Origin of the sequence: Amycolatopsis sp. lyj-346 (assembly GCF_046548975.1) — a bacterium.
In the GTDB taxonomy this organism is placed as follows: Bacteria; Actinomycetota; Actinomycetes; order Mycobacteriales; family Pseudonocardiaceae; genus Amycolatopsis.
In genome coordinates, this window is record NZ_JAJPWT010000004.1 from 447337 (window position 1) to 459451 (window position 12115).

The following is a 12115-nucleotide window of genomic DNA, read 5'->3' on the forward strand; positions in this document are numbered from 1 at the left end:
CGACGTGACCGACGGAAGGCCGTGGCCGTGTCCGAACACCCGCCGCTCAGCGTGCTCACGGCAACCTGCCCCTCCCGCACGTCGCTCGCCCGGATCGCCAACAAGTGGACGGCCATGGTGGTGATCGCCCTCAGCGGCGGCCGGCTGCGCTTCGGGGACCTGCGCGCCGCGGTCGAGGGGATCAGCGGGAAGGTCCTCACCGAAACCCTGCGCGACCTCGAACGCGACGGGCTCGTCGAGCGGCACGCCTACGCGGAGGTGCCGCCGCGGGTCGAGTACGAGCTGACCGCGCTGGGCCGCACCCTGCACGCGCCCCTGCAGGCGCTGGCCCACTGGGCGGAGGAGCACATCGAGCAGGTGCTCGTGGCCCGCGAGGTGTACGACACCCGGCACTGAGGGCACGGTCGTGGACCGGGCCGGGGCGCCGCCTGAGTCAACGGCGGTCCGCCAAGCCGTGTTCGCAGGCGTGGATCACCAGGTGGACCCGGGTGCGCACGCCGAGCTTCGCCGGCCACGGTCCGGATCGGTCGTCCGTTCGACCAGCGTGTCCAAATCGGACAGTGAGGCACCGGGCAGCACGGCCCGCACTTCGCCGAGGGCGGTGGCCTGCAGCCGTCACCGCGGGTCAATCCGCGCTGCCGCACCGAGTTCCCGCCGGTGGCCGCTCCCCGTCCCACAGCCACCGGTGCACGTGGCCGCGCACGCACGCGTTCCCCCGCAGGTACAGCGCATGACCCCCCGCCGCCGTCAGGTACCTTCCGTGCAGCTGAGCCGCGACCCGGCGGCCGTGCTCCGCGGGCGTCAGCGGGTCGTCCTCGCCGTTGGCCACCAGCACGCGAGGCATGGGCGGCAGCCCGGCCGGGGGGTTCAGCCCGGTTCGGGGCAGCCCGGCGCAGTGACCCGACACCCGCCACGGGTGGACCGCCCAGCCCAGCCGGGGTGCCGCCGCCCGCAGCTCGGCTTCCACCCGCTTCGCCGCCGGGAAGCCGTCCGGTGCGGGGAAATCCGCGCAGAGCGCCGACCGGGCGAGGCGGGCGTCGGGCGGGGCCGGGCGGGGCGTCATCGCCGAGGTGTCGCCCGCTTCGGCCGCGGCCAGGCCCGCCGCCAGCTCCGGCCGGCTCCGGTCGTTCCCGATCCGGGCCGCCGCCCACGCGACGACCAGCCCGGCCGACGGCGTCGCCAGCAGCCGGTCCCACACCGCGATCACGTCGCGGCCGTGCAGGGCGCACCCCGCGTCCGCCGCGCACCAGCTCGCCAGCCGGAACAGGTTGTGCTCGGCCGTCACGGCACCGGCGCGGGCCCACGCCGCCGGATCGGGCCGGGTGTGGTCGAGCACGCTGTCGAGGTACATCCGCCCGACGCGGGCGCCGAACCGGGCCGCGTACTCCTGCCCGTACACCGTGCCGTACGAACTGCCGAAGTAGTTCAGCCGGGATTCGCCCAGCCGGGTCCGGATCGCGTCCAGGTCGCGGGCGACCTGGCCCGCGCCGAGGTGCCCGCGGGCCGCGCCGGCGGCCGCCGTGCAGTCCGCCGCGAACTTCGCGTTGGCGGCCGCGTAGGCGTCGTACGCACTTTCGGTCAACGGCCCCGGCAGGGGCGCGGGAGCCGGTGCCGGGCACGTGACGTCGAGGCCGCGCGGGTCGAAGACCACCACGTCGAACCGCGCCGCCAGATCGGTGAACTGGTCGCGGAACCCCGGCACGGCGAAGAGCGGGATCGACTGGGCGGGACCGCCCGGATTCACCAGGAGCGTGCCGAGTTTCCGTTCGCGCGCGGGGATCCGGAGCAGCGGGACGGTGACCGTGGCCCCGCCGTCCGGGTGGTCCCAGTCGGCGGGCACCTCGATCCCGGTGCAGGACAAGCCGTCGTAACAGTCCCGCCACACCGGAGCTCCGGTGGCCGTCGCGGTCCCGGCTCCGGTCACGAGCAGTGCGGCGATCGCCGTCACCTGCTTGAGCAGTGCTTTCATCCCTCGATTCGAGCAGCCGCCGACGCCGCGCGCGTCTGCCTTGCGACAGACATTTCCGCCCCCGGAACCTCACCCGCACCCCGAACGTCCTAGGGCTGTCAGTAACACCATCGGCCCAACGGGCGAATAACCCGTTGTAGCGGCGAAAAAAAACGGAAGGCTGTCCGGTGTCCGGTTCAGGAGTCGAGCTCACCCACCGCGCGAAGGCGATGCTGAAGGCGGTGGCCGCGGGGCGTGCACAAATGTCGTGCAGCTGCGAGCCCGACCTCTTCATCGACGGATTCGCCTGTTGTGATCAGATCACCGCGCACGCCCTCGCCCACAGTGGCTTCCTGCGGCCCGCCGTCGAAGGCGGGCGTGGGCGCGTGACCGCCGAGCTGACCGAGGCCGGGCGGGTCGCGCTGGAGGTCACCGTCGCCGCCTGAAGGTCACGGAGCGTCGCGGGGTCGAACAGGTGTTCGGTATCCCGTTTGTGCCGCTGACCTGGCAGGCTTGTCCCCATGGCGGAGCACCCACCACCGGCGGACGACGAGGCGACGGTCTTCCTCCCGAGCGAGCTGCGGGGCCCGCACTGGCCGACCCGTGACCCCGATGTGTCCCGGCGGCCCTACGACGAGTTCGCCGGCCAGATCGTCGCGCGGCCGCCCGCTTCGCCCGTCAGTGCCGGGCGCGGGGAGGGTGCCGGCTCGTCGCTGGCCCGGTCCAGCGGCCGGATGGCGGTCGCCTCGGCCGTCAGCCGGGTCACCGGGTTCGTCGCGAAACTGCTGCTCGCCGCCGTGGTCGGGGCCGGGGTCGTCAACGACTCCTTCACCGTCGCGAACACCCTGCCCAACATCGTCTTCGAACTGCTCTTCGGCGGCGTCCTGGCCAGTGTCGTGGTGCCGCTGCTGGTCCGCTCGCACGACGACCCCGACGGCGGCCGCGCCTACGCCCAGCGGCTGATCACGATGGCGCTGGTGCTGCTCGTCGTCGGCACGGTCGTCGCGGTGGCGATCGCCCCGCTGTTCACCGCGCTCTACGTCGACAAATCGTCTCCGGCGGCGAACCCGGCGCTGACCACCGCGCTGGCGTACCTGCTGCTGCCGCAGATCCTCTTCTACGGCCTGTTCGCGCTGCTGTCGGCCATCCTCAACGCGCAGAACGTCTTCGGCCCGCCGGCCTGGGCGCCGGTGCTGAACAACGTCGTCGTCACGGGCACGCTCGTCGTGTTCGCCGTCGTGCCGGGGGAGCTGACCCTCGACCCGGTCCGGATGAGCGACCCCAAGCTGCTCGTGCTCGGCTTCGGCACCACGCTCGGCATCGTCGCACAGGCGGTGGTGCTCATCCCGGCGCTGCTGCACACCGGGTTCCGGTTCCGCTGGCGCTGGGGGTTCGACCCGCGGATCAAGGAGTTCGGCGGGCTGGCCGCGTGGATCCTCGGCTACGTCGTGGTCAGCCACGTCGGGTTCGTCGTCACCACCCGCGTGCTGACCGGCGGCAACAGCGGCGGCGTCACGGCCTACAGCTACGCGTCCCTGCTCTTCCAGCTGCCCTACGGCATCCTCGGCGTTTCGCTGCTGACCGCGCTGATGCCGCGGATGAGCCGTGCGGCCGCGGACGGCGACACGGTCTCGCTCGTCGGCGACCTCTCGCTCGCGTCCCGCATGTCCACGGTGCTCTTCGTGCCCATCTCCGCGGTGCTGGCCGTGGTCGGCACGCCGATCGGCATCGCCGTGTTCACCTGGGGCCGCGGCACCCTCGACGACGCCGAGCGGCTCGGCCAGACCCTGGCCGTCTCCGCCGTCGGGCTGCTGCCCTTCGCGCTGGTCATGTTGCAGCTGCGGGTGTTCTACGCGATGAAGGACGCCCGCACACCCACGTTGATCATGCTGGTGATGACCGCGGTGAAGATCCCGCTGCTGCTGCTCTGCCGGGGGCTGCTCGACGGCGAGCACGTCGTCTACGGCGTGATGCTCGTCAACGGCGCCGGGTTCGTGGTCGGGGCCGTCCTGGGCCAGGTCTGGCTCTGGGTGCGGCTCGGGCACCTGCGCAGCAAGCGGTCGCTGCGGGTCGGCCTGATCACCCTGTCGGTGAGCGGGCTGGGCGTGGTGGCCGCGGTGCTCGCCGGCCACGCCGTGCCCGCGTCGCTCGGGGTGATCCCCGGGGCGTGGGTGAAGCTGCCGGTGCAGGGGCTGCTCGGGATGGCCGTGCCGTTCGGGTTGCTGGCGTTGCTGAAGCTGCCGGAGTTCGCCCCGGTGACCCGCCGGGTGGCCGGGCTGCGGCGGCGGTTCGCCGCTCGTTGACGACTACGGCCGGGAGCGCGATCCGGTTGTCTCGAAACGGTAACGAGACCGCGGCGATCAGCGCGTTTACAATTGCCGCAAGGGTTTCTACTATCCACCCGGGGATCAAGCGGCCGCGGGCGAGCGCGGCGGCGGGGGAATCGGGTGGAGGCCGTGCATGACGCGCAGCGCGCGCAGACGACGTGACCGGGTGACGGTCGACGAACTGCTCAGGCAGACCGGGGCGCGGCCGCGCAAACCGGGCTCGCGGGCGGCCGAGCTGGCAGCGCGCCGGGACACCGAGCCCGAGACCGGGCCCCGCGGGGCGGCGCGGATCGCGCTGGCGTCGGCGGTGGTCGTCGTGCTGGGCGGGCTGGTGCTCGTGCTGGCGACGCAGCCGGGCCCGGTGCCGGGCTCCACGCAGTTCCCGCAGCTGCAGCCGGCCACCGCCGTTCCGTCCTCGACCGCACTGGCCGTCCCGACCGAGACGACCACGCCGTCCCCGGTGGTGATGCAGGCGCGCCGGTCGCCGACGCCGACGGTGACGGTCAAGCTGCCGTCGACGACGAAGCCGAGCCCGCCGCCTGCGCCGTCCACCTGGGACCCGCGGTGGAACCCGTACCAGTGCAACCCGTACTACTGCGGCGGCTGGCGGCGCTGACCCGCGAAGGCCCCCTCACCGACCCCGATGCCGGTGAGAGGGCCCCCGACAGCCCCACTACGGGTTCCGGGCGTCAGCCGGTGTAGCCGGCGACGATCTTGGTGAACGCGTACTTGTCCTGGGTGATGCCGCTGCACTCGCCGCCGCCGCTGCAGTCGCGGTTGGTGGCCCAGAACGTGAAGCGGGCCAGGTGGTGGCCGGTCGCGTAGCTGCGGATCGAGGTGAAGTTCGCGACCGTGACCGTCTCGCCCGCGTTGTCGGTCTTGCCGTTCATCGAGGACAGGCCGCTGTGCCGGTAGGCGGTGTCGTCGGTCCAGCCGAAGGTGGTCTTGAGCTGGTTCTTCAGCCCGTCGACCGCGGACTTGGTCATGGCGGCCATGTCACCGCCGCTGGAAAAGTCGAACGGCATGACCGACCAGACGTCGACGCCCGCGCCGATCGCCTTGGCCTGGTTGATCAGGCGCTTGCCCCAGGTGTCGGGGCCGGTCGTGGTGGTGCCGATGGTGATGACGACCTTGAGGCCCGGGTTCTTCTGCTTGGTCAGCTTGACCGCGTTGAGGATGCGGTCCTGGACCACCGCGTTCTGGAACTCGTCGGTGTTCTCGACGTCGAGGTCGATCGCCTTGAGCGCGTAGGCGTCGATCACCTTCTGGTAGGCGCCCGCCAGCGCGGACGCCGACGTGCACTTCGAGCCCAGTTTCGTGCCGGACCAGCCGCCGAAGGAGGGGATCACGTCCCCGCCCGCGTTGCGGATGTTCTGGATCATCGTCTTGTCGGAGCCGGTCAGCGACCGGTTGCCGTCCCACTTCGGGTTGCAGGTCCCGTCGGACAGGACGAACGCGAGCGTAAACGCTTTCACCCCGGTCGCGGACATTGCGGCGGCCGGGCTGGTCTGCCCGCCCCACTGGTACAGGTACGGGGACGCGAGCACGGGGTCGACCGCGGCCATGGCCTGCGGGGCGAGCCCGGCGGTTGTCGCCAGGGCGGCCGAAGCCGCGGCTGCGAGGGTGAGCAGACGGCGCACTGATTTCATGGGGGTCCTCCGTGATGCGCAGGTGGAGCACCTCCGGTTTGAGGCGGCGGGATCAACCCGGGAGGAGTGCTGTGTGCCACCACCACAGTGGACTAGACCAATATGGCGTGTCAACCCTCCGTCGGTCGGAAAATGACCCACGGTGACACCGGGGTCCTCGATGTGAAATTCCCCTGAAGGCGGAGTGACACGGGCCCGCATTCCGGCTACTTTGCCGAAATGGTGGGGGATTCCACGGTCGCCGCCGGCGGGGAAGGCCGCCCGGGCCGGTTCCTGCTCGCCCTCGTCCTGCAGCGCTGGGCCCTGCGGCGGTGGGCACTGTGGCGGCTGCCGCGCCGCGGCCAGGTCTGGTACCTCGTCGGGGTCGACGCCCTCGCCGTCGCCGCCGTCGTGCTCGCCGCACTCCGCTTCCCGCCGCTCGCCGCGATGCTGGTGCCGTTCGCGCTGCTCACCGCCGGGATGCTGGTGTCGGCGGAGCTCGCCCGGCCGGTCGAACGCCACCGCGAGGACACCCTGCTCGGGCCCGGCGTCGACACGCCGTGGATCTTCGCCGGCGTCCTCGTGCTCCGGCCCGGCCTCGCCGTCGCGCTGGTCGTGCTCTCCACGCTGCACCAGTGGTTCCGGGTCCGCAGAAAACCCGTCCACCGGCAGGTGTTCGGCGCCGCGGCGACGGCGCTGGCCGGTCTCGCCGCCGGTGCCTTCCTCACCGCGACCGGCGTCCGGCCGCTCGGCGAGGTCCTCGGTGCCCGGACCGTCCTCCTGCTCACCGCCGCCGGGCTGGTGTTCCTCGCGGTCAACGCCGCGCTCGTGACCGGCGCCGACGGGCCCCGCCGCCCGCGGGAAGCCGCGCCGGGGCACGCCTTCGACGCCGCGATGACGGCGTTCGGCCTCGCGCTCGCCTGGGCCGTCGTCGCCGCGCCGCTGCTGGTCCCGGTGCTGGCCGGTGCCGCCGTCGTGCTGCACCGCGGCGGGCTGGGTGCCGGCCGCCGCGACCACGTCACCCTCGATCCGGGCACCGGCGTGCTGACCGCCGCGTCCTGGCGCGGCGCCGCCGAAGCCCGGCTGGACCGCCTCGGGGCGCACGTTCCCGGCCCGGCCGTGCTGGTGCTCGACCTCGACCACTTCCGCGTGCTCAACGAGCGCTACGGCGGCCGCGTCGGCGACGCCGTCCTGCGCGCGGTCGCCGGCGCCCTGCGCGACGAGGTCCGTGCCGCCGACCTCGTGGGCCGCTCCGGCGGCGAGGAGTTCTCGGTGCTGCTGCCCGGCACCCGCCCCTTCGACGCGATGGCGATCGCCGAGCGCATCCGGCTGCGGATCGCCTCGACGCTGGTGGCGCTGAAGGCCTCGGGCGACGGCCCGCAGTTCGTCGGGGTGACGGTGTCGATCGGCGTGGCGGGCTGCTCGGACGGGCTCCTCGGCGACGCGCTGCTGGCGGCGGAACGGGCGGTGCTGCGGGCCAAGGCGGCAGGCCGGAACCGGACGGTGTGCGCCGAGCCGGCGTCGTGACCCCACCGTTGGATCGGCCGGGCAACCGGCAATACCGCTGAGCGTCTTGATGGTGGGAAGGCAATTGTGCGAAACCGTCCCGGCCGCGATCGCCGAGCGGATTTGCGGCTAACCCATCGTGATCGCGGCCAGCTTTTCCTTCAGGTACTGCGACGCGATCACCTCGGGGTAGGTTCGCGTGCCCAGCGGCGGCGCCAGTGACGTGATCCGCGCGTCGTGATCGGTCTCGTAGAAGAAGATCAACGACACGAGGTCTTCGTCCGGCGCCGTCGCGGCCGGTGGGAGGACGCGGTGGCGGGTCGAGCGCCAGCGGTCGCCGGTCCAGCGGGCCATCAGGTCGCCGATGTTGACCGTGAACGCTTCCGGGTGGAACGGCGCGTCCGTCCATTCGCCGTCGGCCGTGCAGACCTGCAGGCCGCCGACGCCGGCCTGGCGGTCCAGCACCGTGACCGTGCCGAAGTCGGTGTGCGGGCCGATCCGGAACTGGTCCGGCGCCGGTGGGCCGACGCGGGTCATCGGCGGGTACCAGTTGATGTTGAACGTGTACGTCGGGTGCGCGGTGTGCCGGGTGAAGTGGCTCTGGGCGAGGCCGAGCGCCGCGGCGAAGATCTCCAGCAGGTGGTCCGAAAGCGCCCGCATCCGGCGCATGTACTCCGTGGCCGCCTCGCCGAGGCCGGGCACCTCGTGCGGCCAGACGTTGGGCTGGAACCAGAACCCGTCGACCTCGGCGACGCCGGTCCGGGTGTCCGCGCCCGCCGAGTAGGACTCTTTGAGGTCCGGCGGGGTCTCGGTGCCCTCGGCGTAGCCGTTGGCCTCGACGCCCGGCGGCAGCCAGCCGCGGCCGCCGACCGTGACGGCGTAGCGCTGCTTGACGTCCTCGGGCAGCGCGAAGAACTCCCGCGCCAGCTCGCGCGTCCGGTGGCGAAGGTCGTCCGGGACGCCGTGCCCGGTGACCAGCAGGAAACCGGACTCCCGCAGGGCGCGGTCGATCCGGTCCGCCACTTCGGCCCGGCCCTCGGACGTGCCCGCGAACCACGGCGAAAGGTCCACGAGCGGAACGGATGACGGCATACCGGCTCCTGTAAGGCGCTGCCCTGCGAAGTATTGTCTTGTTGGGTATTGTTTTGTCGTTTACTGTCCTATTCGGACTTTTCGACCCCGATGTCCTCGAACCACAGGTCCGGGCGCGCGGCGATGAACTCCGTCATCAGCGCGGTGCAACCGGGATCGTCGAGCAGGGTGATTTCCACGCCCAGCTCGGCGAGCCAGTCGTGCCCGCCGTGGAACGTCTCGGCTTCACCGATGACGACGCGTCCGATACCGAACTGACGGACGAGCCCGGAGCAGTACCAGCACGGCGAGAGCGTCGTGACCATGATCGTGTCGCGGTAGTGCGGGCGGCGACCGGCGTTGCGGAAGGCCGAGGTCTCGGCGTGCATCGACGGGTCGCCGTCCTGCACGCGCCGGTTGTGCCCGCGGCCCAGCAGCGTGCCCGCGGAGTCGAACAGCGCGGCTCCGATCGGCACGCCCCCTTCGGCCTTGCCCAGCAGGGCTTCTTCGCGGGCGACGGCGAGCAGGGTGTGCGGGTCGATCGGCATGCGTCACTCTTTCCGCCCGGGGTGGTGCCTGGCAAGTGTTCGGCGCCGGGAGTGCACCTTCCGGCGGATCGCGGACAGGTGCTGTCCGCGATGTCTGGCACACTGCGTGTCATGTACGGCACTGCGGAACGCCTGCTCCGGCTGCTCTCCCTGCTGCAGGCGCGCCGCGACTGGCCGGGCGCCGACCTCGCGGCCCGCCTGGAGGTCGACGTCCGCACGATCCGCCGCGACGTCGAGCGGCTGCGCTCCCTCGGTTACCCGGTGCACGCGACGCCGGGGGTGGCGGGCGGGTACCGGCTGGGCGCGGGCGCGGCGCTGCCGCCGTTGCTGCTGGACGACGACGAGGCCGTCGCGGTCGCGGTCGGCCTGCGCACGGCGGCGAGCGGGACGGTCACCGGCGTCGAGGAGACGTCGGTGCGCGCGCTGGCGAAGCTGGAGCAGGTGCTGCCCGCCCGGCTGCGGCCCCGGGTCGGCGCGCTGCAGGCGGCGACGGTGTCGCTGCCCGGAACCGGCCCGACGGTGGACGCCTCGGTCCTGACGGCCATCGCCGCGGCCTGCCGCGACCACGAGCGGCTGCGCTTCGGCTACGGCGACCGGTCCGGCGCCTCGACGCAGCGGTCGGTCGAGCCGCTGCGGCTGGTCCACACGGGGCGGCGCTGGTACCTGGTCGCCTACGACCTCGACCGCGCGGACTGGCGCACCTTCCGGGTGGACCGGATCGCCGGGACACCGGTGCCGGGCTTCCGCTTCACCCCGCGCGAACCCCCGGCTCCGGACCTCGCGGAGTACGTCTCCCGCCGGCTCTCGACGGAGGCCTACCCGCACCGGCTGGTCCTGCGGGTGGCCGCCCCGGCCGCCGAGCTGGCCCGGCGCGTCCCGCCGACGTCGGGGGTGGTCGAGGAGATCGACGAGCACAGCTGCCGGGTGCGGACCGGGGCGAACAACCTGGACGCGGTGCCGTACCACCTGGCCCAGTGGGGGTACGACTTCGTGGTCGAGGAGGCACCGCCGGGGCTGGTGGACCGGCTGCGGGAGGCGGCGGAGCGATTCACCCGCGCCGTCGGCTGGGTCTGAAGCGCCCCAATGTGGCCTTCGGTGCGTTCAACGCACCCAAGGTGGCCTTCGGTGCGTTGAACGCAACCAAGGCCACCTTGGGGCGCTGGGGCTAGCTCGTTTCGACCCGGACGCAAGCGCTTTCGCCGTCGCTCAAGAACGTGGCCAGCTCGGTTCCTTCGGCCTCGAGTTCGTCGCGTTCCGCCCCGGTCAACCGGCGCAGGGGGTGCACCACGACCGTTCCCTCCGCCGCCGTCCACGTCGCCGAGACCCGGCCGTCGAGCAGGACCACCCGCTCGCCGGCCACCGAGAGGCCGCGGTGGGCGTCGTCGATGATGCGGGAACGGTCGTCGTAGCCGAGGATCGCGTTGTCGAACGCCGGCAGGAACCGGGCCGGTGCCGGGGTGTCCGGGTCGGGGCGGGGTGCTTCGGGCAGGTCGAGCAGCTCGCGTCCCCGCTCGTCGCGGAAGGCCACCAGCTCCTCGCGCACCGCCTTCACCGCGGCCGGCAGACCGGTGAGACCCGACCACGCGCGCAGGTCCGCCGTGGCCGCCGGGCCGAACGCGGCCAGGTAGCGGCGGACCAGGGTCCGCCCGACGCCGTCGTCCGGGGCGGGCGGGTCGGCGTCGCGGCCGAGCCACGCGGACAGGGGGAGGTTCCGCACACCCGCCTTGGTGCGCCACAGCCCGCGCGGTGGCAGCTGCACCGACGGGATCAGTGCGGCGATCAGCAGCTCGCCGAGCGGCCGCGGCCCCGCGGCGGGCCACCGGTCGGCGACCGCACGGGCGAGCTCGCCCATCGAGCGGGGCTCGCCGTCGGCCAGCACCGCCCGGCCCGCCGCGGCGAGTTCGGCGAAATCGACGTCCTGGAGCTCACGGCGGTAGGTGCCGACGACCCGCTGCCGCAGCATGGGGTCGAACCGGCTCCGCCACGCCAGGACGTCGTCGGCGGTGAGCAGGTGGACGGTGCGGCGCATCAGGTGGGTCCGCACGACCCGCCGTCCGGTCAGCAGGGTGTCCAGCGTGGCCGGGTCGAACGCGCGCAGCCGCGACCACAGCCCGGTGAACGGTTCCTGCGGCTCTTGCGCCTGCAGGCCGCCGAGGTGGGCGACGGCGTCGAGGACGGGGAGCCCGGCGCGCTCGAGCAGCAGCTGCCGGGCGAGGGTGGCGCGGTTGAGGGCCCGCGAGCCGAGAACGTGGTGCACGAAACCACTGTGCCGGAGAAAGCGGACAGAGCGTGTCCGCTACTCGGCGGACAGACCGACGCCGAGCATGCGCAGCACGAGCCCGCCGTACTCCTTGCCCAGCGCGGACGGCGTCTGCCGGGCGCGCTCGCTGTACCAGCGGGCGACGTCGACCCCCAGCGAAAGCACGGCCCGGGCGGCGACGTGCGGATCGGTCACCGTGAACACCCCGCCGTCCACGCCTTCGGCGATGACTTCGCGCACGATCCGCTCGATCCGGCGCCGCAGCGCGGCGACCACCTCGAACTCCTGCTCGGGCAGTGCCTGCAGTTCGTACTGGACGACCCGGGCGACGGTGTGGCGCCGCGCGTGCCAGGCCACGAAGTCCTCGACGATCAGCCGGATCCGCTCGACCGGATCGGACTCCTTCGCGACGACGTTCTCGACCAGTGCGAGGGTCTGTTCGTGGCCGTACCGGCTGATGGCGAACAGCAGCGCGGCCTTGGAGGGGAAGTGCACGTAGAGCGCGGCGGGCGACATCCCCGCGGCGCCGGCGATGTCCCGCGTGGTGGTGGCGTGGTAGCCGCGCTGGGCGAAGGCCTCCACCCCGGCCAGCATCAGCCGCCGGGCGGTCTCCGGCTGCACGTCCGGCCAGAGTTCGGCCGACAGTGAGATCGACATCCGGTGATCCTCCCAGCTTGCACCGCCCGGCCGCCGTGCCGGAGACCGGTCCCGCCCATTGTAAGCGGGCGCTTTGTGCGGGGATCCCGGGAGAGACCCGAGTCGAACACCAGTTCGAAGATGGGGTAGAGTGTGTTCCGGTGGTGGCGCGGCCGCAGGGGAAGTGCGGT

The 12115-nt window shown here is 72.8% G+C and carries 12 protein-coding genes; 6 read left to right on the plus strand and 6 right to left on the minus strand.

Features of this window, described 5'->3' with window-relative positions; genetic code table 11:
• Window positions 1-21 precede the first annotated feature (21 nt).
• The gene (locus ACLJQE_RS17040) at window positions 22-396 is read left to right on the plus strand and encodes a winged helix-turn-helix transcriptional regulator (RefSeq protein WP_410640188.1); all 375 of its coding nucleotides are present in this window, start codon (window positions 22-24) and stop codon (window positions 394-396) included.
• 229 nt (window positions 397-625) lie between these two features.
• Here ACLJQE_RS17040 and ACLJQE_RS17045 read toward each other — a convergent pair whose 3' ends face one another.
• Complete coding sequence (locus tag ACLJQE_RS17045) at window positions 626-1969, minus strand: alpha/beta fold hydrolase (protein WP_410640189.1); 1344 nt, start codon at window positions 1967-1969, stop codon at window positions 626-628.
• Window positions 1970-2136: 167 nt separating this feature from the next.
• Here ACLJQE_RS17045 and ACLJQE_RS17050 point away from each other — a divergent pair, with 167 nt between their 5' ends.
• The 3 genes from ACLJQE_RS17050 to ACLJQE_RS17060 all read left to right on the plus strand — a co-directional run bounded on the left by ACLJQE_RS17050 (window position 2137) and on the right by ACLJQE_RS17060 (window position 4891).
• Entirely contained in the window at window positions 2137-2394 is a 258-nt protein-coding gene (locus ACLJQE_RS17050; RefSeq protein ID WP_410640190.1) for a hypothetical protein, read from the plus strand.
• Window positions 2395-2469: 75 nt separating this feature from the next.
• Window positions 2470-4251 (plus strand): murein biosynthesis integral membrane protein MurJ, encoded by a 1782-nt coding sequence (gene murJ / locus ACLJQE_RS17055; protein ID WP_410640192.1) that lies wholly within the window; start codon window positions 2470-2472, stop codon window positions 4249-4251.
• A 157-nt stretch (window positions 4252-4408) separates the two neighbouring features.
• Window positions 4409-4891: a hypothetical protein gene (locus ACLJQE_RS17060; RefSeq protein WP_410640193.1), complete on the plus strand. Its 483-nt coding sequence runs from the start codon at window positions 4409-4411 to the stop codon at window positions 4889-4891.
• Window positions 4892-4964: 73 nt separating this feature from the next.
• On the opposite strand, the gene ACLJQE_RS17065 is transcribed toward ACLJQE_RS17060, so the two are convergent.
• Window positions 4965-5924: a chitinase gene (locus ACLJQE_RS17065; RefSeq protein WP_410640194.1), complete on the minus strand. Its 960-nt coding sequence runs from the start codon at window positions 5922-5924 to the stop codon at window positions 4965-4967.
• A gap of 219 nt (window positions 5925-6143) precedes the next feature.
• Between ACLJQE_RS17065 and ACLJQE_RS17070 the strand changes: the two genes are divergently transcribed.
• Complete coding sequence (locus tag ACLJQE_RS17070; RefSeq protein ID WP_410640195.1) at window positions 6144-7430, plus strand: diguanylate cyclase; 1287 nt, start codon at window positions 6144-6146, stop codon at window positions 7428-7430.
• A gap of 108 nt (window positions 7431-7538) precedes the next feature.
• Here the strand turns inward: ACLJQE_RS17070 and ACLJQE_RS17075 are convergent, their stop codons facing one another.
• Both ACLJQE_RS17075 and ACLJQE_RS17080 read right to left on the minus strand, forming a co-directional pair.
• A complete protein-coding gene (locus tag ACLJQE_RS17075; protein WP_410640196.1) occupies window positions 7539-8501 on the minus strand; it encodes an isopenicillin N synthase family dioxygenase in 963 nt (320 codons plus the stop codon).
• Window positions 8502-8569: 68 nt separating this feature from the next.
• Complete coding sequence (locus ACLJQE_RS17080; RefSeq protein WP_410640197.1) at window positions 8570-9028, minus strand: nucleoside deaminase; 459 nt, start codon at window positions 9026-9028, stop codon at window positions 8570-8572.
• 111 nt (window positions 9029-9139) lie between these two features.
• On the opposite strand from ACLJQE_RS17080, the gene ACLJQE_RS17085 reads away from it, so the two are divergent.
• Complete coding sequence (locus tag ACLJQE_RS17085; RefSeq protein ID WP_410640198.1) at window positions 9140-10102, plus strand: helix-turn-helix transcriptional regulator; 963 nt, start codon at window positions 9140-9142, stop codon at window positions 10100-10102.
• A gap of 91 nt (window positions 10103-10193) precedes the next feature.
• Here ACLJQE_RS17085 and ACLJQE_RS17090 read toward each other — a convergent pair whose 3' ends face one another.
• Window positions 10194-11285, minus strand: a complete 1092-nt coding sequence (locus tag ACLJQE_RS17090) for a winged helix DNA-binding domain-containing protein (RefSeq protein WP_410640199.1) — start codon at window positions 11283-11285, stop codon at window positions 10194-10196.
• 39 nt (window positions 11286-11324) lie between these two features.
• On the minus strand, window positions 11325-11945 hold the full coding sequence (locus ACLJQE_RS17095; protein ID WP_410640200.1) for a TetR/AcrR family transcriptional regulator: 621 nt from the start codon (window positions 11943-11945) through the stop codon (window positions 11325-11327).
• Window positions 11946-12115: the final 170 nt, after the last annotated feature.

Bases quoted from the DNA above. Each gene is read 5' to 3' on its own strand.
- ACLJQE_RS17045 (WP_410640189.1), bottom strand. From the start codon at position 1,969: ATGAAAGCACTGCTCAAGCAGGTGACGGCGATCGCCGCACTGCTCGTG.
- murJ (WP_410640192.1), top strand. From the start codon at position 2,470: ATGGCGGAGCACCCACCACCGGCGGACGACGAGGCGACGGTCTTCCTC.
- ACLJQE_RS17060 (WP_410640193.1), top strand. From the start codon at position 4,409: ATGACGCGCAGCGCGCGCAGACGACGTGACCGGGTGACGGTCGACGAA.
- ACLJQE_RS17065 (WP_410640194.1), bottom strand. From the start codon at position 5,924: ATGAAATCAGTGCGCCGTCTGCTCACCCTCGCAGCCGCGGCTTCGGCC.
- ACLJQE_RS17070 (WP_410640195.1), top strand. From the start codon at position 6,144: ATGGTGGGGGATTCCACGGTCGCCGCCGGCGGGGAAGGCCGCCCGGGC.
- ACLJQE_RS17075 (WP_410640196.1), bottom strand. From the start codon at position 8,501: ATGCCGTCATCCGTTCCGCTCGTGGACCTTTCGCCGTGGTTCGCGGGC.
- ACLJQE_RS17080 (WP_410640197.1), bottom strand. From the start codon at position 9,028: ATGCCGATCGACCCGCACACCCTGCTCGCCGTCGCCCGCGAAGAAGCC.
- ACLJQE_RS17085 (WP_410640198.1), top strand. From the start codon at position 9,140: ATGTACGGCACTGCGGAACGCCTGCTCCGGCTGCTCTCCCTGCTGCAG.
- ACLJQE_RS17095 (WP_410640200.1), bottom strand. From the start codon at position 11,945: ATGTCGATCTCACTGTCGGCCGAACTCTGGCCGGACGTGCAGCCGGAG.